General features: G+C 37.6%; 23 protein-coding genes and 1 tRNA gene. 9 read left to right on the plus strand and 15 right to left on the minus strand.

Annotated features, from left to right (window positions below; genetic code table 11):
- Positions 1 to 3: 3 nt before the first annotated feature.
- Positions 4 to 822, minus strand: a complete 819-nt coding sequence (locus JEP36_RS10850; RefSeq protein WP_109373886.1) for a purine-nucleoside phosphorylase — start codon at positions 820 to 822, stop codon at positions 4 to 6.
- A 205-nt stretch (positions 823 to 1,027) separates the two neighbouring features.
- Here JEP36_RS10850 and JEP36_RS10855 point away from each other — a divergent pair, with 205 nt between their 5' ends.
- Together JEP36_RS10855 and JEP36_RS10860 are read left to right on the plus strand one after the other, a co-directional pair.
- Positions 1,028 to 2,224 (plus strand): ROK family protein, encoded by a 1,197-nt coding sequence (locus JEP36_RS10855; protein ID WP_198626071.1) that lies wholly within the window; start codon positions 1,028 to 1,030, stop codon positions 2,222 to 2,224.
- A 274-nt stretch (positions 2,225 to 2,498) separates the two neighbouring features.
- Positions 2,499 to 3,383, plus strand: coding sequence for a helix-turn-helix domain-containing protein (locus JEP36_RS10860; protein WP_109373888.1), 885 nt, complete (start codon positions 2,499 to 2,501; stop codon positions 3,381 to 3,383).
- On the opposite strand, the gene JEP36_RS10865 is transcribed toward JEP36_RS10860, so the two are convergent.
- The 5 genes from JEP36_RS10865 to mutY form a co-directional block, all read right to left on the minus strand.
- Positions 3,377 to 4,633, minus strand: coding sequence for a Zn-dependent hydrolase (locus JEP36_RS10865; RefSeq protein ID WP_196532201.1), 1,257 nt, complete (start codon positions 4,631 to 4,633; stop codon positions 3,377 to 3,379). The genes JEP36_RS10860 and JEP36_RS10865 overlap by 7 nt on opposite strands.
- A 1,073-nt stretch (positions 4,634 to 5,706) precedes the next feature.
- Positions 5,707 to 5,782: transfer RNA gene (locus JEP36_RS10870), tRNA-Phe, on the minus strand.
- A 250-nt stretch (positions 5,783 to 6,032) separates the two neighbouring features.
- Complete coding sequence (gene mltC, locus JEP36_RS10875) at positions 6,033 to 7,103, minus strand: membrane-bound lytic murein transglycosylase MltC (RefSeq protein WP_198620998.1); 1,071 nt, start codon at positions 7,101 to 7,103, stop codon at positions 6,033 to 6,035.
- 63 nt (positions 7,104 to 7,166) lie between these two features.
- Positions 7,167 to 7,439, minus strand: a complete 273-nt coding sequence (locus JEP36_RS10880; RefSeq protein ID WP_098943971.1) for an oxidative damage protection protein — start codon at positions 7,437 to 7,439, stop codon at positions 7,167 to 7,169.
- A 29-nt stretch (positions 7,440 to 7,468) separates the two neighbouring features.
- Positions 7,469 to 8,509 (minus strand): A/G-specific adenine glycosylase, encoded by a 1,041-nt coding sequence (mutY, locus tag JEP36_RS10885; protein WP_198630190.1) that lies wholly within the window; start codon positions 8,507 to 8,509, stop codon positions 7,469 to 7,471.
- 216 nt (positions 8,510 to 8,725) lie between these two features.
- Here mutY and trmB point away from each other — a divergent pair, with 216 nt between their 5' ends.
- The 5 genes from trmB (at position 8,726) to JEP36_RS10910 (ending at position 12,656) form a co-directional block, all read left to right on the plus strand.
- Positions 8,726 to 9,445, plus strand: a complete 720-nt coding sequence (trmB, locus tag JEP36_RS10890) for a tRNA (guanosine(46)-N7)-methyltransferase TrmB (RefSeq protein ID WP_109373894.1) — start codon at positions 8,726 to 8,728, stop codon at positions 9,443 to 9,445.
- Entirely contained in the window at positions 9,445 to 9,771 is a 327-nt protein-coding gene (locus JEP36_RS10895) for a YggL family protein (RefSeq protein ID WP_023581025.1), read from the plus strand. The genes trmB and JEP36_RS10895 overlap by 1 nt, the downstream gene beginning before the upstream one ends.
- Before the next feature lie 74 nt (positions 9,772 to 9,845).
- Entirely contained in the window at positions 9,846 to 10,772 is a 927-nt protein-coding gene (gene glsB / locus JEP36_RS10900) for a glutaminase B (protein WP_198620996.1), read from the plus strand.
- A 22-nt stretch (positions 10,773 to 10,794) separates the two neighbouring features.
- Entirely contained in the window at positions 10,795 to 11,532 is a 738-nt protein-coding gene (locus tag JEP36_RS10905) for a DUF2884 family protein (RefSeq protein WP_198630191.1), read from the plus strand.
- Positions 11,533 to 11,705: 173 nt separating this feature from the next.
- Entirely contained in the window at positions 11,706 to 12,656 is a 951-nt protein-coding gene (locus tag JEP36_RS10910; protein WP_198630192.1) for a siderophore ABC transporter substrate-binding protein, read from the plus strand.
- 93 nt (positions 12,657 to 12,749) lie between these two features.
- On the opposite strand, the gene hemW is transcribed toward JEP36_RS10910, so the two are convergent.
- From hemW to JEP36_RS10935, 5 genes are read right to left on the minus strand one after another with little or no spacing between them, the layout of a single operon-like run.
- Complete coding sequence (hemW, locus tag JEP36_RS10915) at positions 12,750 to 13,880, minus strand: radical SAM family heme chaperone HemW (RefSeq protein ID WP_198630193.1); 1,131 nt, start codon at positions 13,878 to 13,880, stop codon at positions 12,750 to 12,752.
- Positions 13,873 to 14,466 carry an XTP/dITP diphosphatase gene (locus JEP36_RS10920; RefSeq protein ID WP_160230042.1) on the minus strand — a complete coding sequence of 198 codons (594 nt, stop codon included), beginning with the start codon at positions 14,464 to 14,466 and terminating at the stop codon, positions 13,873 to 13,875. The genes hemW and JEP36_RS10920 overlap by 8 nt, the downstream gene beginning before the upstream one ends.
- An 11-nt stretch (positions 14,467 to 14,477) precedes the next feature.
- A complete protein-coding gene (locus JEP36_RS10925; RefSeq protein WP_196534281.1) occupies positions 14,478 to 15,035 on the minus strand; it encodes a YggT family protein in 558 nt (185 codons plus the stop codon).
- Positions 15,036 to 15,053: 18 nt separating this feature from the next.
- Positions 15,054 to 15,872 carry a pyrroline-5-carboxylate reductase gene (proC, locus tag JEP36_RS10930; RefSeq protein WP_109373901.1) on the minus strand — a complete coding sequence of 273 codons (819 nt, stop codon included), beginning with the start codon at positions 15,870 to 15,872 and terminating at the stop codon, positions 15,054 to 15,056.
- Between the two features lie 14 nt (positions 15,873 to 15,886).
- Positions 15,887 to 16,585 carry a YggS family pyridoxal phosphate-dependent enzyme gene (locus tag JEP36_RS10935; RefSeq protein ID WP_198630194.1) on the minus strand — a complete coding sequence of 233 codons (699 nt, stop codon included), beginning with the start codon at positions 16,583 to 16,585 and terminating at the stop codon, positions 15,887 to 15,889.
- Positions 16,586 to 16,606: 21 nt separating this feature from the next.
- Between JEP36_RS10935 and JEP36_RS10940 the strand changes: the two genes are divergently transcribed.
- Positions 16,607 to 17,611 (plus strand): type IV pilus twitching motility protein PilT, encoded by a 1,005-nt coding sequence (locus JEP36_RS10940; protein ID WP_198626076.1) that lies wholly within the window; start codon positions 16,607 to 16,609, stop codon positions 17,609 to 17,611.
- Between the two features lie 48 nt (positions 17,612 to 17,659).
- Here JEP36_RS10940 and ruvX read toward each other — a convergent pair whose 3' ends face one another.
- From ruvX to rsmE, 4 genes are all read right to left on the minus strand, one after another.
- Positions 17,660 to 18,079 carry a Holliday junction resolvase RuvX gene (gene ruvX, locus JEP36_RS10945; RefSeq protein WP_198626077.1) on the minus strand — a complete coding sequence of 140 codons (420 nt, stop codon included), beginning with the start codon at positions 18,077 to 18,079 and terminating at the stop codon, positions 17,660 to 17,662.
- Positions 18,079 to 18,642, minus strand: a complete 564-nt coding sequence (locus JEP36_RS10950) for a YqgE/AlgH family protein (RefSeq protein ID WP_023581015.1) — start codon at positions 18,640 to 18,642, stop codon at positions 18,079 to 18,081. The genes ruvX and JEP36_RS10950 overlap by 1 nt, the downstream gene beginning before the upstream one ends.
- Positions 18,643 to 18,785: 143 nt before the next feature.
- Positions 18,786 to 19,742 (minus strand): glutathione synthase, encoded by a 957-nt coding sequence (gshB, locus tag JEP36_RS10955; RefSeq protein WP_109373905.1) that lies wholly within the window; start codon positions 19,740 to 19,742, stop codon positions 18,786 to 18,788.
- A gap of 10 nt (positions 19,743 to 19,752) precedes the next feature.
- Complete coding sequence (rsmE, locus tag JEP36_RS10960) at positions 19,753 to 20,484, minus strand: 16S rRNA (uracil(1498)-N(3))-methyltransferase (protein ID WP_196534276.1); 732 nt, start codon at positions 20,482 to 20,484, stop codon at positions 19,753 to 19,755.
- Between the two features lie 251 nt (positions 20,485 to 20,735).
- Here rsmE and JEP36_RS10965 point away from each other — a divergent pair, with 251 nt between their 5' ends.
- Positions 20,736 to 21,389: a prepilin peptidase gene (locus tag JEP36_RS10965; protein WP_198620990.1), complete on the plus strand. Its 654-nt coding sequence runs from the start codon at positions 20,736 to 20,738 to the stop codon at positions 21,387 to 21,389.
- Positions 21,390 to 21,462: the final 73 nt, after the last annotated feature.

Genomic DNA, 21,462 nt, shown 5'->3' on the forward strand with positions numbered 1-21,462 from the left:
AAGTTATAAGCGAGCGATCACTTCACTGATCAGTTTTAAGAAGGTAGATTTCACACGTTCTGCGGTTTCAATAACTTCATCATGACTAAGAGGCTGTTCTAAAATGCCACAAGCCATATTGGTTAAGCATGAAATACCAATGGTATCAATACCTGAATGGCGAGCAATAAGTGCTTCTGGAACGGTTGACATGCCTACGGCATCGGCACCTAATGTTCTTATCATGCGAATTTCTGCTGGGGTTTCATAAGTTGGCCCTGTCCACCATGCATAAACACCTTGACGTAAGGTAATGTCTTGCTCTTTGGCAATATCAATAACAATTTGGCGCATAGCTTTGTTATAAACTTCACTTACATCTAGAAAACGAACACCTAATTCAGGGTTATTTGGCCCAATCAGTGGGTTATTTGCAGTTAGATTAATATGATCCGTAATTAGCATTAGATCACCAGGATTAAAATCTGTATTTACAGCGCCACATGCGTTAGTGATAATCAGCTTTTCAACACCCAATGCTTTCATTACACGAACAGGAAAGGTGACTTCATCGAGCGATACACCTTCGTAGTAATGAAAACGACCTTTCATTGCAACAACTGTTTTTCCTGCAATTTTACCAATCACTAATTCATTTGCATGCCCCACAGCTCCTGATGCTGCAAAGTGTGGAATGGTGTGATAAGGAATATGTACGGCATCTTCTAATGTATCGGCAAAAGGACCTAAACCTGATCCTAAAATGATCCCAATAGTTGGTTTTTCTGTGGTTTTAGATTGAACAAATTCTTTTGCTTTATTAATTTCAGAAATCTGGTGCATGACTCTCTCCTATGTAAATCGTCATTACATTTTTAATTGTGCTTGAGAGTACTTTGCCTGATACACAGAAATGAACAACTTACTTTTTCTCATTTTGAGATTAAGATCATGTTGTTTGTTTTGACTAAGGAACTATTGCTTTTTTTACAGTAAGATAGCGATATTCTTCTTTGAGTGGCTAAATAATTTAATAAAGGAAATGGCTATGCTATTGAAAAATTTAAAAGAACTTCAGTCTTCTAAGACTTCAAAAGCATTGAAACTTAAAAGCCTTTATAAATTAGTGGCAGAAAATGGCCCAATAAAAACAGAAACACTCACTGAATTGGCACAAATGAAGCCTGCTACTTGTGCTCGACTACTGGACGAGTTAAATGCTCTTCAATTAATTACAACCGCAGAATTAGGTGAATCAACGGGTGGTCGAAAACCTATTTTGTATAATATCAATACAGAAGGGGTATTTTTAATCGGTATTGAATTAAGTAAGGTCTATTCAACCATTGTGTTGATGGATCTGAAACTTAATATGTTGGATAAAATTAAAATATCGCCAGAACCTTACTTATCTGCATATGAGATGACAGATAAGCTATTACCTAAAATTGATGCCTTGTTATTAAAAAATAACATCAGCTATGAAAAAGTTTTAGGGTTAGGAATTTCTATTGAGCATGTTGTCGAACATCAATTGACTTCAAAATCCCTCGATGAAGAATTCAGTGAATTAGAGGCGTTATTACGTAAAAAAATTCCTACTTACGTCACAGTGGGAAGTGGAGTGCATTTTGCTGCTTTAGCTGAATTTCGTTTATATTATCGCCAAAAAACACAACGATTTTTATTTACTTCTTGTGATACCGAAGTAAGAGGATGTGCCATTATTGGTAATCAGTTTTTAACTGATACCTCAGCGACGATGAATTGTTTTGGTCATATGACGATTGATGTAAAAGGGCTATTGTGTGAATGTGGCTCTTATGGTTGTTTAAATACATTGTGTTCTTTAGACGCCATAAAAAATAGTATTATTCATCAAATAAGGCGGGGAAAGCACTCCTTATTAACTTCTCTGGTCAGTACCGATGATGAAATTAACTATCACACGATTTTTCAAGCAATAGAAATGCGAGATCCTCTGTGTATTGATGCATTAGAAGAAGCGGCTTATTACTATGGGCTTGCTATTGCAAATACTATTTTAATGCTCCAACCTGATATTGTTGTTTGTGGCGGAACATTAATACCTAAATATACGTTTTTTGATACCGTCAAAAAAACGATTGAAACTAAACTCGCTCTTTTCCCAAATATAAAAACAGAAGTTTATCCAGCAAGCCACGCTTATGAAATCGTTTCTCAAGGCGCTGGCGCTATGGTATTAGAGCATTTAGTTAATTAAATAATGAAAAAGGCGGTGTAATATCAATTACATCGCCTTTTAGTTTTTTTATTGTTGTTTGTTTTTACTGCTTTAACCCTGGTGAGGTTACCTGCTAGGAGACAGGTTTATTGATATAGACTAACTTTTTACTGCAAACTTTTTTTATTTACCTCATTGTGAGAAAGGTGATTCTTTTTATTTTTGGTTTAATTTAAACTATCTGAACTAACATCTTATTATTGTGCCGTTACTTTACCCTGGTACTTTGTGCATTTGGGAGCCAATTATAAATATGCCTTACATACCTAGAGAAAAAATAGATTATCAAGCCATTGGCTATCGCTTGCGTGCTTACCGCATAGCCTCTTCATTAAAAGCTGAAGATGTAGCAGAAAGCTTGGGTATTTCTCGTGCTGCTGTGTATCGGTTAGAAAAAGGCGAAATTGTTAAAATTGAGACACTTGATAATCTTGCTAGATTATTAAATACCTCGTTAACCAGTTTGTTGGGTATTAATACTGAATATTATTCAAGTGCAAATGGCTTTTTTGAACGAATGCGCCAACTTGAAAGTCAATCTTCACATATTTATACCCACTTCGAACCTTTCTCTTACTTATTAACTTCAGATTGTTATGACAAAACATTGGTTGAAATGCTAACAGAGGCATCACCTTTAAATCTTTTGTCTGAAAAACAACAGGAAGTTTTGTCTATTTTAAAAGAGCGTAAGAAACATCAGTCCTTACATTCGCCCCATATTTATAACCTTATTAGCCAGCAACAAATTGAAAAATTTCTTTATGTTGGCATGCTAGGTTCGGTTAATTTAACTAAAACACTGCAACAAGAAAGAAAACAACGAGCAAAAAACGAAATTCTTCATTTAATTGAAAAGTTAGAGCAAAAAAATAGTTATCTTAATATTGCAATTATTTCAGATACTATGCCGTCTTTAACTTTCCAATTATTTTATCAAGACAAAGTCCCTCTTTCTTTAGCCGTTAGCCCGTTCCGTTTAGGTGAATTTCCTAATGTCAGTACGGGCATTGCTACTGTAACCTCTTCAACTGAGGCGATATTTCAATATCAATCCCTCTTTGATAAATTATGGTTAAAAGCAACCAAGGGAGATGATGCAATTAACCTTCTAAAACAAATAGTCAGTCATTATTGATTGGCTAATGTGCCTAATGTTTCTGCTAATAAATCTGCAGCGACAGCAATATCACTAAATTCGGTAAACTCATCAGGATGATGACTAATACCGGCAACTGAAGGTGTAAAGATCATCGCAGTTGGATAAAGTGACGCCATATTCATTGAGTCATGGCCAGCACCACTTAGCATTGTCATATAGCTGATATCGTGTTTCTGGCACAAGCTTTCAATAACTTGGCAAATTGAATCATCTAGTTTGACTGGCGATTCAGCAGAAATCGGTTGAACATCAATAGAGACGCCAAAATCTTTTTCTGCTTTTTCCACACTATTATTTAGGCGTTGTACAACACGTTGAATACTTTCAGTATCAATACCACGAATATCAACAGAGAATTTTACTTGTCCTGGAATGACGTTCATGGAGTTCGGCACAACATTGAGTTTACCCACTGTACCTACAGTGCCATAAACTGCTTCAGTGCATGCTGCACGGTTGATATCGGTAATAATCCCTGCACTTGCCACTAACGCATCTTGGCGTTGATACATAGGCGTTGCACCAGAGTGATCCGCATGACCATTAACAGTGACTGAAAAACGAGTTGGTGCCGCAATACCATTGACAATACCAATAGTTTTTTTGTCATTCTCAAGGCGTTTACCTTGCTCAATATGAAGCTCAACAAAGGCACTATAACGATCAGCTTTGACTAAACAACTATCCAAATTATCATGCTGATAACCTAAAGATTTTAAAACTTCAAAGAAGTTATTGCCGTCATCATCTCTATTTTGTTCCCAGCGAGCTTTATCTATTTTTCCTGTTAATACTTTACTGCCAATACACGAAAAGCCAAAACGGCTAGATTCTTCCGCACGAAAAACAACAAGCTCAAGGTCACGTTTAAGTTGTTGTGGTTTGTATTGCATTAATGCATAAAAACCTGCAATAACACCTAAAGCTCCATCATAAGCACCGCCTTGAGGGACTGTATCAAGATGAGATCCTGTACCTACTGCGGGTAGTGAACGATCTTTACCTGGTAAACGTGCGTAAAGTGTACCAATACCATCACGATAAACTTCAAGACCCGCTTCTTTCATTAAACCAGCAAGGTACAGATGGGCGGCTTCATCTTCTTCGCCATAAGCAATACGAGTTATCCCTTTGCCACTGTTGTCTTTTTTATAAATCTGCATTGTTTCAATTAATGCTTTCATATCATCAATTGAATAATGAGTTGCTGTATCTTGTTGAGTCATAAGAGAATTCTCCCGTGGTTTCTGTAATATTTATTTGTCTAAAAAATGAGACAATTTAAGGATTAAAAAAGCCATCTTTAAAGATGGTCACTGTTTTTATAATCATTGCTTATTATATTTACTGCTGAAGCTATATTTCGTCAATGACAATTAAGGTGAATTTCATATTCTGTGAGGTAGGTTTCAATTAAAAAGAGATATATAGCAGGGGTATTTCTTAAATGAACTTAAATTGTATTATAAATGTTATAAAAGCGATCGCTTTTTTATGTTAAGTATATTTAAAATTATATTTTTAATTTCAAAATGAAAATAAGAATTATTATTGGTGGTAAATTTATTATTTTAAGAGTTATTTAAATTGTGATTTATATACTAATAATAAAAGATAATTAAAAATATCCCTGACTTTTCGTATTAATAAAGATATCATTTTTTATATATAAATAATATTTATAACATTATCAGGGGAATGTTGGGTTTTCCTGTAAATATCATAAATACCATGTAAATATATAGAGGTCTTTATATAAAATTAATTTTATAATTATAAAAATAAATAATAACCTATCTTATATATTTAGATTTATAGTCTATTTATTTTATTGCTTTGGTTAAATGGACTTTTATCTCTCTGCTAAGTAGAAAACTAAATATTTACTATTAATAAGAATTATTAAATATTACACTATAATAGCCGATAATTTGGATGAGATATTACTTAAGTTTTTATTTTAAATAAGGATGTGAAAGAAATGACTGAGTATGAACTAGACTATAGTTATAGTGATGTATATAGCGATACATTAAGAAGAGAATCCAGTTATTTAAGAAGAATAGCAATGAAATTTGCCTATCAATATATTGGTGATTCTTTTGATTGCTAGAACAGAGTTACAGAGTTAGGAAAGAAAGTAAAAGTTACAAATAAAAAAACAGCCTTGGTTTGAGCAAGACTGTTTATTCAAAGCTTTTGATTAATTTTAACAACAGATAACTTACGTTAAATTTGTGTCTTATCTTAGCTTTTTTGCCCTCTCAGTAATTTAACTCACTGACGAACAAATGAAAGATGGTGCCCGAACTCGGAATCGAACCAAGGACACGGGGATTTTCAATCCCCTGCTCTACCGACTGAGCTATTCGGGCAACGGGGCGTATTAAACCCGATATCGCCTTGCTCGTCAACGTTATTTATCACAAAACCGTTCGATTGCTGTTTTTTTAAACTCATTGGGTATTAAAACGCTATTTGTCGTGGGAGATGAGTAAAAATAAAGCTAAAGTCTTTTGCAATACTCAAAAAATACATGACGATAAAATCGTTTATTAAGTCTCAATAACAAAAAAGCTTCCCCAAATTCATTGAGGAAGCTTTGTTTTTTGGATTAAGCATCAACTAACGATAGTTACGTTGAGCTGTACTGACTTTCTCAAGATAACGACGAGATTGGTCGGCAGGGTGTTTATTACGTAATGTGGTATACACCTGCATTGGCTCTAAGTTGTTAATCATGGCAGCAGCTTGTTTCTTATCGTTGTGGAATATCCGCAACACACTACCTGCACCACCGTTGTAAGCCTGTATCACGGCGTAACGGCGCGAAACAGGATCTTTGATATCGCCAAGGTAGCTATTTTGCAGAATTGAGATATAAGCCGCACCAGCATCGATATTATTAGCTGGATCAAATAAGTAACTACGACTTGGTTGCCCAGATTTTCCTTGCATTCGGAATACATCTCGTCCAGCCGTTGCTGGCATAATCTGCATTAAACCTAGCGCATCAGAACTACTCACGGCATATGGGTTAAAACTTGATTCAATTTGCATAATTGCCAAGATCAGTGATGGTTCAACCCCATATTTAGCCGCAGCTTGTTGAACGAGCGGTAAATATTTATGAGCACGTTTATCAAGGTGATTAGGAACAAGATTAATGGTGACATACCAAATGGTATTCATACCAGATTGGCGTTTTTGTAATTTATTGGCAATCAGATAATCTGCAAACTTATTGGCTCGCCATTCCCAGCGTATAGGTTGTCCCGTATTATCAAGAACCTGCCCAGATAAAAACGGTTCAGTGCTGTGAGGAATATTATTAACGTCAGAGTAGAGGTCAATAGAACCTGGATCTTCACCCATTAATAACGTTGTGACTATCGCCTTATGCAATTGGAATTGAGGCGCATCATCACCTAAAGTTTCTATCGTAATTGTACCTGCTTCAAAATTAATATGGCTACGTGTTTTATAAGCATTGGTATATTTTACGTAATCTTTAGGGCCTGCGATTAATACTTCCTTCATACCCCAAATCATTTCGATATTATTGGCAAATTGCCCCATAAGAATATCGAACGCATTGGTATCCTTTGCGTAATCAGGTTCAAATGTTTTTGGTGGTTGGCTACTACATGAAATGAGTAGAGGGGCGATAATCAGCAAGAGAAGGATTTTTTTCATGGTCAATTGCATCGCTATGGTGAATAAAATACCAGAGCCTTAAAGGCTCTGGAAAAGTGAATATTATTTTTCAGGTGGTGTGTAACCGTCAATATGAACATCATGGCCTTCGAATAAAAATCGCACCATTTCTTGTTCTAATAGTTTGCGATCATCAGGATTCATGGTGTTAAGTTTTTTCTCATTGATAAGCATGGTCTGTTTTGTCATCCATTGAGCCCATGCTTCTTTTGAGATCTCATTGAAAATGCGCTTTCCAATTTCTCCTGGGTACAACTGAAAATCAAGTCCATCAGCTTCTTTGTTAAGGAAAGTACAAAAAATAGTTCTGCTCATAATAAATCCTCAATATCGCAGGGATTAGCTTAGGCTAATTGTCTAAGTAAATTCTCTACAGGTGCTGCTAACCCTACGGTTGCAGGTGTCTGTAAGTTATACCAAAGTCCTTTTTGCGCCTCCATCATAGAGGTAAACGCTGAGAGTTCTACGCAAATTGGCACAATATCTAAATGAAAGTGGCTAAAAGTATGTCTAAATGAAATCAGTTGCTCTGATTTATTATTATCGAGCCCATGCTCGGCTAGCCACTGTTCTAAAAGCGCTTTTGTTTCAAATTGAGGAAAGGCAAATAACCCGCCCCATATTCCTGCTGGTGGCCTTTTATCTAACCAAACAAGATTATCATATTGTAAAATAAGAAAATAAGTTGTTTTTTCTGGGATGACTTTTTTCGGTTTTTTCCCAGGATAATCCGCCCAATTATTTTGAGCATAAGCGATACAGCCAGTATTTAATGGGCATAATTCACATTTAGGCTTACTTCTTGTACAGACCATTGCACCTAAATCCATCATTGCCTGATTAAAATACTCTACACCTTCAGTTGGAGTGATGTTTTCGCTGATCTCCCACAACTTATTTTCAACCTCTTTTTTACCCGGCCAGCCTTCGACAGCATAGCAGCGTGCTAAAACACGTTTTACATTACCATCAAGAATTGGGTAAGGTTTTTTCAGTGATAACGATAAAATAGCACCGGCGGTTGAACGTCCAACACCAGGTAAGGCACAAACGTCCTCAAAGGTATCAGGAAACTGCCCTTGATGTTTATCTACAATGTGTTGTGCTGCTTTATGTAGGTTTCTGGCTCTTGCGTAATAACCAAGTCCTGTCCATAAATGAAGCACTTCATCAAGAGGTGCTTTAGCCAATGCGCTAACATCAGGAAAACGTGCAATAAAACGCTCAAAATAAGGAATAACCGTAGCAACTTGAGTTTGTTGCAGCATTACTTCAGATAACCATACGTGATAAGGCGTTTTTTCTTGCTGCCAAGGGAGCGTTTTACGCCCATATTTGTGATACCAATTGAGCACGACTTGCGAAAATTGCTGAGCTTCCATCATGTTTTATTTTATTAACTCATGTTCTGATTAAGGTAAGATTGCACCACAGAGAGAATAAACTGTAAACACTCTTAATATTTATCTTATAGAGTGATGCTTCTATGAGTGACTCTTGCTAAACTTAGTGATCTTTGGATAATGTCGGTTAAGTTGTACTATAGCGACATTATAACGATTTTAAGTAAATAATTGGCCTAACGACTGACAGTATTAGACATGATCAAGAATGTAATTTCTCCGGAATTCAATGAAGAAGGGCGTGCTTTACGACGCGTTCGTAGTTTTGTTCGTAGACAAGGTCGTTTGACTCCTCGTCAAGAGCAAGCATTAGAAACACAGTGGCCTGTCTTTGGTATTGAATATCAACCGGAACCCATCGACTTCAGTCAGGTTTTTGGACGCGAAGCGCCTGTAATTTTAGAAATTGGCTTCGGCATGGGCGCATCGCTCGTGACTATGGCAAAAAATACACCAGAAAATAATTATTTCGGTATTGAAGTACATGCACCGGGTGTTGGAGCTTGTCTTGCAAATGCTGAAGAAGAGCAATTAAGTAATCTGAGAGTCATGTGTCATGATGCGATTGAAGTGCTCAATCATATGATCCCAGATAATAGTTTAAAAATGGTTCAGCTATTCTTCCCTGATCCATGGCACAAAGCGCGTCATAATAAACGCCGTATTGTTCAAGTGCCTTTTGCAGAATTAATTTTAAAAAAATTAACGTTAGACGGTGTTTTTCATATGGCGACAGATTGGGAACCATATGCAGAACATATGCTTGAAGTGATGACAAGTGTTGAGGGTTATCAGAATTTGTCAGAAACTCAGGATTATGTACCACGACCAGAAACACGACCTGTGACTAAGTTTGAAAAACGCGGTCATCGTTTAGGGCACGGAGTCTGGGATCTTATGTTTAAGAGGGTAAAATAATGGCTAAACAACGTAGTCGCCGCTTACGCAAAAAAATGCGTATCGATGAATTTCAGGAATTAGGTTTCTCAGTTAAATGGACTTTCCCAGAAAATACCCCAATTGAGGAAGTAGATCGCTTTGTTGATGAACTGATCCTCAAAGTTATTGAGCCAAACGGGCTGGCATTTGATGCAAGTGGTTACCTGAGCTGGGAAGGCTTAATCTGCTTACAACAAATTGGTAAATGTACAGAAGAACATCGCCAATTAGTCGAAAACTTCCTCAAAGAAAGCAAAATGCAAGATGTACAGACCTCTGAACTATTTGATGTTTGGTGGGATTGATAGAAAGTTATACATTTAGCAAATAATTACAAGGGCATCCAAAAGGATGCCCTTGTCTGTCTGGGGAAGGGACTGTGACTACAACGTTATCTAACGCATTACTGTCAGATATTTTGCAACAAATTCGCCCATTAATCGGGCAAGGAAAAGTCGCGGATTATATTCCCGCATTGGCTCAAATACCTCCAGAACAGCTTGCTATGGCTGTTTATACGGTTGATGGTGAACTCTATCAATCAGGCATGGCAGATAAGCGCTTTTCGATTCAATCTATTTCTAAAGTACTTAGCTTAACGCTTGCTTTAACACGTTATGAAGAAAATGAAATTTGGCAACGTGTAGGAAAAGAGCCATCAGGTCTGCCTTTTAATTCCTTGATACAGCTAGAAATGGAAAAGGGAATACCGCGCAATCCTTTTATTAATGCGGGTGCCATTGTTATCACTGATATGTTGCAGTCTCGACTTAGTGCGCCTAAGCAAAGAATGTTAGAAGTGATCCGTTTTCTTACTGATACTCCAGATATTTGCTATAACTCAGTGGTTGCAAAATCAGAGATGGAGCATCTTAGCCGAAATGCATCAATCGCTTATCTGATGAAATCTTTTGGTAATTTTGAGAATGATGTTATTACGGTGCTTGAAACTTATTTTCACTATTGCTCCATAGAGATGAGTTGCACCGAGTTAGTACGATGTTTTAGCTATTTAGCTAATCAAGGTATGTGTGTGGTTAATAAAAATCAGATTATTACGCCAAGACAAACCCGACAAATAAATGCGTTAATGTTAACTTGTGGCATGTATGATGGTGCAGGTGAATTTGCATTTCGTATTGGTATTCCCGGAAAATCAGGCGTGGGTGGTGGCATTATTGCAGTCGTTCCCGATGCTTTTACGGTTGCAGTTTGGTCACCAGAGCTGGATAAATCAGGTAACTCATTAGCAGGTTGTGCAGCACTTGAATTATTAGCAAACAAAGTCGGGCGTTCAATTTTTTAGGTGTGTTTTCAGGAGCGTTGTTATGAATTTAAGAAATATTGCTGTCACACTGTTTTTTATTGCGGGTACAGCAAATGCATCACCAAGTTTTGATTGTGCTGTAATGCCAAAAGATGATTTACGCATAACCTCTGAATTTGTTGAAGTCGCTGGTTCACATGGTTTAATGGTGATTTATCCTGATGGCACATTATTTCAAAATGAAAAAAGTGCCACATTGACACCACAACAACAAGAATTAGCAAAAAAATATCAAGCCACAGTAAGACGAGACGTACCTTGGCTAAGAACTGAAACTGGGGTAAAACTGCAAGATTCTCGCAAAGTGCTTGATAAAGTAGTGATTGAAGCTTTTGGTAAAGAAAGCAATATCCTCAATAGATTAAGTAGATTAGAGAAAGATCTTAATCAGCAAATGGATAGAGTGGTCAGCATAGAACCGAATAACATTACGTTCCATTCTCAAGCCATTAAAGAAGTTGAAGCTAAAGGCCGTGAAATCGTAGAAAGCAGCCTTGGTGGTATGTTGCAAGACAGCATTAATGAATTGGGGAAAAAACAGTTATTAGCCGCTGCAGGTGGCGACAGTAAAAAAGCCTTAGGCGGATTATTAGGAAGCTTAGATGGTTTTCAAAAGATCATAGATCAGGAGTGGAAGCAGCAAGAAGCTGCGTTTACTCAATTTGGTCAGCAAGCTTGTAGCAAAATCACACAGATGGAAAATCAACGTGTTGAATTAATTAATGCATTAAAGAAGTAGCTGAGCCGTCTCTCTAATGATTGGGTTATTAACCAGATAATTAATAAGCTTTACAAATGGCGGATTCACAATAATTGAAAATAATAATGAAAATCATTCTTGTTCAATTGACTTGTGGGGAGAGCTGTTTAGAATGCCCTGTTTGAGTATTCCACTTAAACAGGGCAAAATTAATGAAGAAGATCCTTCCTTTAGTTATCGCATCTATCCTTTCTGTAACGAGTTTCTCAGCGTTAAGCAAAACGCCAATCGAATACCAACCTAACCAAGTTATTAGTCAGCAGAATGACAAAATGGTGATTAAACACCTGTTGGGTGAAACGTTGGTTACTAAGAACCCTTCAAAAGTTGTTCTATTTGATTTTGGTTTATATGATTCTTTAGTTCAGTTAGGTTTAGCTGATAAAGTGGTGGGGTTACCATTAGGTAATGCGCCTGCTTATATTAAAGGAAGTATTGCAAGTAATGTGGCTAATGTCGGTGGTATGAAAGCGCCTGACTTAGAAAAATTAGCCGAAATTAAACCTGATTTAATTATTATTACGGGTCGACAAGGCGCTTCTTATGAGGCTTTAGCGAAAATTGCACCAACCGTTAACTTAGGCACCAATAGCGCTAATTATCTTGATTCAGTTGAAGCGAATATTAAATTAATGGGAGAGTTGTTTGATAAGCAACAAGCAACCCAAGAGCAACTGACAAAACTGAATACAGTGATTGAGCAGGCTCAGAAAAAAGCGGCAGAGTCTGATAAAAAAGTTTTAGTGTTACTGCATAATGCAGGCAATTTAATGCCAAATAACCAAAGTGTTATTTATGATGTGGTTAAAGTGAAGAAAGCCGAATTACCCCCTGTAGCTGAAGAAGATAAAGATAAACGTCGAGTTGTCACTTCTGAAATGATCGCAAAAGCAAACCCTGATGTGATTTTCATTGTGGATCGTAGTGAAGCGATTGGTACTGATAAATTAGAAAAAGCTACTTTTGAAAATGATGAAATTAAAACGACATCTGCTTATAAAAATGGCGATATTGTTTATCTGCAAGCAGATCTTTGGTATCTCTCTGGCGGTGGATTAGACAGCTTAACTAAGCAGATTGAAGCGGTAGAAAGCGCATTCTAAGACTTTTATGATCGTTTTATCATAAATAAAAAATACCCATATTGTGAATAACAGTATGGGTATTTTAAAATTAGCTATTTGAAATCAGCAATATTAAAGAAATAGCTCAAGTAATGAATTTAAAAATAGCTTACCGTGAGGGGTTATTTGCCAGTGAGAGTCAGTTTCACTGATATAACCCAACGCCAAAGCTTCATCTATTTGATGGCGAATCACTTCTTCTGAAAGCCCAGTGTAATCACTGAAATCTTGTCTTGGAAATGCTTCTAATAGGCGAAAACGGTTCATAAAAAATTCAAATGGACGGTCATCATTATCAACAAAATTTTGCTGATCGAGATAGCGACCTTCCATAAAACCTTTAGGGTGCTTGGTTTTTACTGTTCGCATTATGCGACCATCTTCAAAGCTTATTTTCCCATGAGCACCACAACCGATACCTAAATAATCACCAAAACGCCAATAGTTTAGGTTGTGCTCACACTGAAATCCTGGCTTGCAATATGCCGATGTTTCATATTGTTGATAACCTGCTGCTGTCAGTAATTTATCGCCTTCTGAGAAAATATCCCACAGCATATCGTCATCAGGTAATTTAGGTGGGCGAGAGCCAAATTGTGTATTAGGTTCAATGGTTAATTGATACCAAGACAAATGTGGCGGAGATAACGCTATTGCTTGCTGTAAATCCGAAAGCGCTTGAGATAATGATTGGTCTGGTAATCCATGCATTAAATCTAAATTAAAGCTACGTAAGCCTAATTCTTTGGCTAAACGAGCCGCATTTTTAGCTTCATCTGCATCATGAATTCGACCTAAGCGGATAAGCTTGTCGTCGCCAAAACTTTGTACACCAATAGAGATACGATTTACACCAGCACGTTGGAATCCAGCAAAGCGTTCCGCTTCTACGGTTCCTGGGTTAGCTTCCATGGTGATTTCTGCATTGGAGCTAACAGCAATACGCTCTTTCACTCCATAGAGTAAATCAGCCATCGATTCAGCACTTAATAAGCTAGGTGTACCGCCACCAATAAATATTGTCTGGACTTCACGGGAGCCAACGTGAATAAGATCGGCATCTAAGTCATTGAGTAAATGTTGCACATATTCCTTATGTGGTACTTCTCCCTTTAAGGTGTGTGAGTTGAAATCACAATAAGGGCATTTTTGTACACACCAAGGAATATGAATATACAAACTTAATGGGGGCAACTTAAGCATTCTTAAGGGCATCCAACATTAATTTAAGTGCTTTACCACGATGCGAATGCTGATTTTTTTGCTCTTTAGTTAATTGCGCCGCCGTACAATTTAATTCAGGAACAAAGAAAATAGGATCATAGCCAAATCCACCTTCACCGTGCATTTCTGTGCTTAATACACCATGCCATATACCGTGGAAAATCAGCGGAGTTGGATCGTTCTCATGGCGCATATAAACCAATACACAGTTAAATTGCGCTTGGCGTTTTTCAGCAGGTACATCTTTCATTGCATCAAGCAATTTATCCAGATTTTGCTGATCGTTTGCATCAACACCCGCATAGCGTGCTGAGTAAATACCCGGAGCACCGCCTAAAGCATCTACCGAAATACCTGAGTCATCAGCAATGGCTGGAAGACCTGTCACTTTTGCCGCATGACGTGCTTTGATCAGCGCGTTTTCAACAAAGGTTAAGCCCGTTTCCTCCACTGAATCAACACCTAGCTCTGTTTGGGCAACAATATCTAAACCAAAATCAGAAAGCAAAGAGGCTAGCTCTTTGACCTTCCCTGGATTTCCTGTTGCGAGAACGACTTTTTGCATGAGAGTTATCCTTAGTAAAGCGTTACGCTAAGTAGCCATTGTAAAACGTCTACACGCAGATAATTCAAGGCATAAAGTACCAGAATAACAATCATTGCAGAGAAATCTAAGCCACCCATTGCCGGAATTACACGACGAATTGGTGCCATTAAAGGTTCTGTTAATTGAAATAAAAGGTGATCAATTGGATTACGACCTTGGCTTACCCAGCTAAGGATTGCTCGGATAATAATCAACCAGAAAATCATCTTACCTGCTGCTGTGAGCAGTTCAATAAAGGCAAATGGGAACATTAAAGCGAAAGGAATTGATGTTCCTGATAAGTAAGATGGAATAATAATACCAAGCAGAATGAGTATATAGGCTAATAAGACTGACGCGGTATCAATAGGGCCAATAGAAGGAATAACACTTCTTAATGGACGAACAATTGGCTGTGTGATCTTGACGATAAATTGTGAAAAAGGATTATAAAAATCAGCTCTAACACATTGCATCCAAACACGTAATAGAAGTACGGATGTGTAGAGTTGAAGAAGAGTCAGAATGACGAAATTTAAAAAATTCATTAGTTGGCCCTGATGAAATTAAAATTGTTTTTCCATTTCTTGCGCACGTTTAATCGCAGCTTGCATGGCAGAAGCGACGTTTTCAGGTAATTTTCCTTCATAAAACTGCATAAGTGCAGCCGCTGTCGTTCCACCTTTTGATGTTACTTGCTCTCGTAAAGTTGAGAAAGGCAACATATGTTGTTTCTCAGCTAAGGCGGTAGAACCACTTGCGGCTTGTTGCACAATAGCTCTTGCTACTTCAGGAGAAAAACCCAAACGTTCAGCTTCTTGTTGCATTGATTCCATAAACAAGAAGAAATAAGCGGGTGCACTACCAGCAACGGCGATAATATCATTGATGGCAGATTCTTGCTCTACCCAAACAGTTGTTCCGACACTTTTCATTAATTCGTCGGCAAACTGTTTATCTTGAGATGAAAGTGAATTGTGCGCAAACATACCACTTAAGCCTTTACCTACCAGTGCTGGAGTATTTGGCATAATGCGAACAAGCTGTAATTGGGTCGCAAAATAGTCGTTATAACGTGTGGCAGGGATGCCAGCAGCGATAGTAAGGACTAACTTTTTGCTCATATCGATATTTTGTAAGGGCTTACAAACTTCTTCCATCATTTGTGGTTTTACTGCCAGCACAATAACATCCGCTTTTTGAACGGCATCAATATTGTCATTAGTACTATGAATGCCGAACTCTTTTTCTAAAGGTTCACGGCGAACGGCAGAAGGTGAGCTGACGGTTATCTTATGTGCTGGATATCCACCTTGAACCAATCCTGCAATAATGGCCTGAGCCATATTTCCAGCGCCAATAAAAGCGATGTTACGATGTTCCATATAAACCTCTATTTCTACTTAGCCGCGTAATCTCTTGCGCCAAAAATTGCTGTACCAATACGAACGAGTGTTGAACCGCAAGCAATAGCTGCTTCCATATCACTCGTCATTCCCATAGATAACGTATCTATATTGGGATATTGAGATTGTAATTGCTTAAATGCGAGATGCATTTTTTCTAGCACTTCAACTTGTTTGTCATACTTGCTTTCAGGTGCTGGAATAGCCATTAATCCACGTAATTTAATGCCTGAAAGAATAGAAATTTGTGCTGCTAACCCATCAAGCTCACTCAGATTAATACCTGATTTACTATTTTCATCACTGATATTTATTTGAATAAGTACATTCAATGCTGGCAATGAGTCAGGACGTTGGTCACTTAATCTTTGAGCGATTTTTAATCTATCAATGGTATGGCACCAATCGAAATTCTCAGCAACAAGGCGTGTTTTATTTGACTGTAAAGGGCCGATAAAGTGCCAAACTAAGGTGTGGTTATTAGCAAAATAATGGATTTTATCAACACCTTCTTGGACATAGTTCTCACCAAATTCAGTTTGTCCACATGCTATTGCTTTTTCGATGTCACTCACAGGTTTGGTTTTACTCACTGCAAGTAGTGTTATTTCTTCTGAAGAACGGCCGCATTTCTGCGCTGCTGTGTCAATGTGAGACCTGACATTGACGAGATTCTGTTTAATAGTATTCATGGCAACTCAGGAGATAATAAGATGAAAATGGAAAATTTAATTGCATATAGTGTAAAGCATAACGCTTCGGATCTGCACCTTTGTTGTGGTGATGTACCTCGATTGCGGATCAATGGAATACTTTATCAACAAAATCAATGTAAACCTATCACTTCCGATAGTCTACTCACGTGGCTCAAGCCTTTTTTAAGTGATGCTCAAAAGCAAACTTTTGAGCATGAAGGGCAGGTTGATACGGCACTTACGCTGTCTTGTGGGCAACGACTTCGTATTAATTTATTTCGCCAACAAAAAGGTGTCTCAGCAGTATTAAGAATAATTGAAACACAAATTCCTTCTTTAGATAAACTTCGAGTACCCAAGTCGGTTTCAACATTATTAGATAATTATTCTCATGGACTTATTTTAGTGACTGGTGCAACAGGAAGTGGAAAATCATCGACATTAGCCGCAATGATCAACCATTTAAATCAATATCAACGTCAGCATATTTTGACATTAGAGGATCCTATTGAATTTATACATGGCAATAAGCAAAGCATTGTACAGCAAAGGGAAATAGGGCGAGATGTTCAACATACTGCAAATGCAATAAAGAGTGCTCTACGCCAAGATCCAGATGTCATTATGTTGGGTGAGTTAAGAGATGCACAAAGTATTCAGTTGGCATTAACGGCAGCAGAAACAGGGCATTTGGTGCTGGCAACATTGCATACTCAAGGAGCAGTACAAACGCTTGAGCGCGTCACTAATGTCTTTACAGGTAATGAGCGACAATGGATTTCATCGCAATTAGCGTGCAGTTTAAGGGCGATAATTTCACAAGAGTTAGTGCCTTCAACTGAAGGTGGGCGTGTGGCGTTATTTGAAATAATGCAGGTTACGCAGGGTATTTCACATCTTATAAGAGAAGGAAAATACCACCAAGTGACAACATTAATGCAAACAGGTAGTGAATACGGAATGCAAACCTTCATGTTAAGTCGGCAGCAACGCCAACATGAAGGTTTAATTCAAGCTGAATGATAACTTATAAGTAAAAATAGGTTGGGATCACGAAGTGGAACCTATTTTTTAGGATCGCTGTTCAAACCAGCTTTCAAGAATAATAACGGCAGATGCTGCATCTACACTGCCTTTATCTAAGGAGCGGTAACCACCACGTTCAAAAAGATGAGCGCGAGCTTCTACGGTGCTAAGGCGTTCATCATGCAACGCAATTTGTACACCAAATCGACCATGAAGGCGATTAGCAAACTTTTTAGCTTGAGTTGTGACTAACTGTTCGGTGCCATCCATATTAAGAGGTAAGCCGACAACCACTAAATCAGGTTGCCACTCTTTTATGATTTTTTCGATTTGAGTCCAATCGGGAATACCATCTTTTGCTTTAAATGAGGCTAAAGGTCTAGCGGTTCCTGTAATTTCTTGACCAATAGCGGCACCAATGCTTTTAGTGCCGAAATCAAAGCCCATTACCGTTCTGTTTGACATTATGCGTGACCCGCTATTGGTGAAATGGTGTGGATATTAATCCCAATTAATTCAGCGGCTTTATGCCAACGTTCAGCAATAGGGGTATCAAAAATAATTTGAGGTGAGGCTTCAACTGTTAGCCAGCTATTTTCTAAAATCTCTTTCTCTAATTGGCCTTGTTCCCAACTGGAATAACCTAGAGAGACTAATGTTTTTTCTGGTTGCCTTGCTGTACCTAGGGTTTCTAATACATCTTTGGAAGTTGTGATCATTGTGCTGTCACTAATTTTGATGCTAGAACTAAAACCTGAAACTGGAGTATGCAAGATAAAACCATGTTCTTCTGCAACTGGGCCTCCTGACATCACCGGTTTTTGTAAGCTAATTGCTTCGTCTCTATCAGTCGAAAAAATTTCCAATTGATCTAATACACCTTCCACAGAGATATCTTCGATAGGTTTATTAATAATTAAGCCCATCGCACCGTTTTCATTATGTTCGCAAACATAGACGACCGAGCGTTCAAATAACGGATCGCTTAATGAAGGCATAGCAATAAGAAAATGGTTAAGTAAATTCATAATAGTAGTACTGTTCCCTGATCATTTTTATTAAAAAAACCTAGCCCTTTTATACATTGTATTTCTTAATGTATACCGCTTATTGATTAATATGTGGGGGCTAGGTTCATACTTTTAAACCCGTTAATCTCTGTGTCTAAAAGTTAGTTTTTCTTGTTTAAGCGCACTTCAATAGCATCCATTAACATGCCTGTAATAGAAATATCAGGATAAGCTGCTTCAATTTCACGGGCACAGGTTGGGCTTGTAACGTTAATCTCAGTCAAACGATCGCCAATAACATCTAGTCCGACAAAAATAAGACCTTTTTGTTTAAGAATAGGTGCAACTTGACGCGCAATTGCCCAATCACTTTCTGTTAATGGACGAGCTTCTCCACGACCACCAGCAGCTAAGTTACCTCGCGTTTCGCCTTTTGCAGGAATTCGAGCTAAGCAATAAGGCACTGGTTCGCCATCAACAACAAGGATACGTTTGTCGCCGTTAACGATTTCAGGTAGGAAATTTTGTGCCATACAGAAACGATGACCATGTTCTGTCAATGTTTCAATAATAACACCTACGTTTGGATCATCTTTTTTCAAGCGGAAGATTGATGCACCACCCATACCATCTAGTGGCTTGAAAATAACATCACCGTGTTTTTCATGGAAAGCTCGTAAATGCTTAGCTTCACGAGTGACTAATGTGTCGGGTGTTAATGTCGGGAACCATGCAGTAAAGAGTTTTTCATTACAGTCACGTAAGCTTTGTGGCTTATTGACTATCAGTGTTCCCATATCTTCAGCACGTTCTAAAATATAGGTTGCGTAGATAAATTCGGTATCAAAAGGCGGATCTTTACGCATTAAAATAGTATCTAATTCACCTAAAGCAATATCCTGCTCTTGGCCAAATTCAAACCATTTTTCTGGGTTCTCTTCTACGCTGAGTAAACGAGTGTGAGCGCGTGCTTCACCTTGGTGTAGGTAAAGATCGTTCATCTCCATATAATGAATTTCCCAGCCACGGCGTTGCGCTTCTAATAGCATGGCAAAGCTGGTGTCTTTTTTGATTTTGATGGATGAAATTGGGTCCATCACAATACCTAATTTAATCATTACTTCTCCTTTATCCCAGATCGCCGAACCGAACCTGCAAAGCGGTGATTGCGGTGAGTGCTGTTGTTTCAGTTCTTAATACACGAGGACCTAATAAAATATCAGTAAAATGGTGCTCTGCTGTCATGGCGATTTCTTCAGGAGAAAGTCCACCCTCAGGGCCAATCAATAAGCGCACTTTTTTAACCGGTAAGGGTAAGGTATTAATACTTTGGTTAGCCCTAGGATGTAAATTGAGTTTTAAACTACCATCATCTTGAGCACACCATTCTTCTAATGACATCACTGGCATTAATTGTGGAATGCTATTTCTGCCACATTGCTCACATGCCGAGATAATAATTTTTTGCCATTGCTGATGCTTTTTCTCTAAACGGCTAGGGTCAAGTTTAACACCACAGCGTTCTGAGATCAGTGGAGTGATCGTATTAACACCTAACTCAACTGATTTTTGAATAGTAAACTCCATTTTCTCGCCTCGTGAAAGCACTTGCCCTAAATGGAGGTCGAGAGGGGATTCTTTATCATCAACAATGCCATCATTAATTTGCACAGTGACTGACTTCTTTGTGCTTTCGATAATTTCAGCATCAAATACTTGATTTGAACCATCAAATAGTGCCAGTTTTTGCCCAGTAGACATTCTTAATACACGCCCAACATGATTAGATGCTTCTTCATCTAATGCTGTTTGAGTACCTGCTGTGAGTGGTTCTGGATGATAAATGCGAGGAATACGCATAACGTGAAACCCTTACGTAAAAGATGGTTAACCGTGATAAATAAAATATGTGATATGCATCATACGCATGACATTATGGCATGCAAGTTATCACTTTGCTTTTATCGTTAGTATAGCGCGGATCTTATTGCGTGTTTTGTCGCAAAATTTCATGTTTTCATTGTTATTATAAAGAAAATTCTCGGTATTAAATGGAGACTCTTATACAGTCGTTTAACAGGGATAACGAGGTATCTAAGGAGTAGATATTTATGCCATTAAGCCGTTGTTGTTTTATAAAAACACCTTTACTCTCTTTTTTGAATGAGTTTCTTGTTTTTATTAAGTTTTGTCTGCCTTTTTTACTATTATTTTTGTTACCTAAAACCCGTCGTAAACAACTTGCTATAAGTTATATTATTATTTGTTTATATTGGTTTTTTTCAATTTATTCGCTTTCTTTATTGATAATACTTTCTGTATTAAGCTTTTATTTATTAATGCTCTCTTTCTTTGATGCTGACTATTTTATTTTGCCTAATACATTGACTTATTGGCTAATATTTTTAGGGCTATCGTGCAATTACACAACCTTTGGGATAGTACCTTTTGATCATGCTTTTTATGGTTTTTTAGGTGGTGCAGGGCTTTTTTATGGCATCTATTTATGGGGATATTTGATCTATCAAAAATGTGTTTTAGGTTTTGGTGATGTGAAACTATTTAGTGCGATAGGTGCATGGTGTGGATTTGAAAAATTACCTTATATTTTATTACTCGGCTCTTTGTTGGGATTAAGTGTGTATTGCGGAGTATTGCTCACAACGAAAGAGTTTTTAAAAAAAGTAGCATTTGGCTCTTGTCTTTCATTTTCAACATTAATGATATTAGGTTTTTATTTTTCGTCTTATAACTCCTTTAATTAGTTGATTTCAATCTGTTCTGGTTAGGCATTTATAACAAAAAATATAATAGTAAAAATCGAAATAAAGAAGGCAG

This window comes from Proteus sp. PR00208 (assembly GCF_016238545.1).
In the GTDB taxonomy this organism is placed as follows: Bacteria; Pseudomonadota; Gammaproteobacteria; order Enterobacterales; family Enterobacteriaceae; genus Proteus.

Coding starts and splice junctions, on each gene's coding strand:
- gshB (WP_109373905.1), bottom strand. CDS start 19,742: ATGATTAAATTAGGTATTGTGATGGACCCAATTTCATCCATCAAAATC.
- JEP36_RS10860 (WP_109373888.1), top strand. CDS start 2,499: ATGCCTTACATACCTAGAGAAAAAATAGATTATCAAGCCATTGGCTAT.
- JEP36_RS10925 (WP_196534281.1), bottom strand. CDS start 15,035: ATGAATTTTTTAAATTTCGTCATTCTGACTCTTCTTCAACTCTACACA.
- JEP36_RS10855 (WP_198626071.1), top strand. CDS start 1,028: ATGCTATTGAAAAATTTAAAAGAACTTCAGTCTTCTAAGACTTCAAAA.
- JEP36_RS10935 (WP_198630194.1), bottom strand. CDS start 16,585: ATGAATACTATTAAACAGAATCTCGTCAATGTCAGGTCTCACATTGAC.
- JEP36_RS10905 (WP_198630191.1), top strand. CDS start 10,795: ATGAATTTAAGAAATATTGCTGTCACACTGTTTTTTATTGCGGGTACA.
- JEP36_RS10940 (WP_198626076.1), top strand. CDS start 16,607: ATGAAAATGGAAAATTTAATTGCATATAGTGTAAAGCATAACGCTTCG.
- rsmE (WP_196534276.1), bottom strand. CDS start 20,484: ATGCGTATTCCTCGCATTTATCATCCAGAACCACTCACAGCAGGTACT.
- JEP36_RS10850 (WP_109373886.1), bottom strand. CDS start 822: ATGCACCAGATTTCTGAAATTAATAAAGCAAAAGAATTTGTTCAATCT.
- JEP36_RS10965 (WP_198620990.1), top strand. CDS start 20,736: ATGCCATTAAGCCGTTGTTGTTTTATAAAAACACCTTTACTCTCTTTT.
- JEP36_RS10910 (WP_198630192.1), top strand. CDS start 11,706: ATGAAGAAGATCCTTCCTTTAGTTATCGCATCTATCCTTTCTGTAACG.
- trmB (WP_109373894.1), top strand. CDS start 8,726: ATGATCAAGAATGTAATTTCTCCGGAATTCAATGAAGAAGGGCGTGCT.
- mutY (WP_198630190.1), bottom strand. CDS start 8,509: ATGATGGAAGCTCAGCAATTTTCGCAAGTCGTGCTCAATTGGTATCAC.
- proC (WP_109373901.1), bottom strand. CDS start 15,872: ATGGAACATCGTAACATCGCTTTTATTGGCGCTGGAAATATGGCTCAG.
- JEP36_RS10895 (WP_023581025.1), top strand. CDS start 9,445: ATGGCTAAACAACGTAGTCGCCGCTTACGCAAAAAAATGCGTATCGAT.
- hemW (WP_198630193.1), bottom strand. CDS start 13,880: ATGCTTAAGTTGCCCCCATTAAGTTTGTATATTCATATTCCTTGGTGT.
- mltC (WP_198620998.1), bottom strand. CDS start 7,103: ATGAAAAAAATCCTTCTCTTGCTGATTATCGCCCCTCTACTCATTTCA.
- JEP36_RS10950 (WP_023581015.1), bottom strand. CDS start 18,642: ATGAATTTACTTAACCATTTTCTTATTGCTATGCCTTCATTAAGCGAT.
- JEP36_RS10865 (WP_196532201.1), bottom strand. CDS start 4,633: ATGACTCAACAAGATACAGCAACTCATTATTCAATTGATGATATGAAA.
- JEP36_RS10920 (WP_160230042.1), bottom strand. CDS start 14,466: ATGCAAAAAGTCGTTCTCGCAACAGGAAATCCAGGGAAGGTCAAAGAG.
- JEP36_RS10880 (WP_098943971.1), bottom strand. CDS start 7,439: ATGAGCAGAACTATTTTTTGTACTTTCCTTAACAAAGAAGCTGATGGA.
- ruvX (WP_198626077.1), bottom strand. CDS start 18,079: ATGTCAAACAGAACGGTAATGGGCTTTGATTTCGGCACTAAAAGCATT.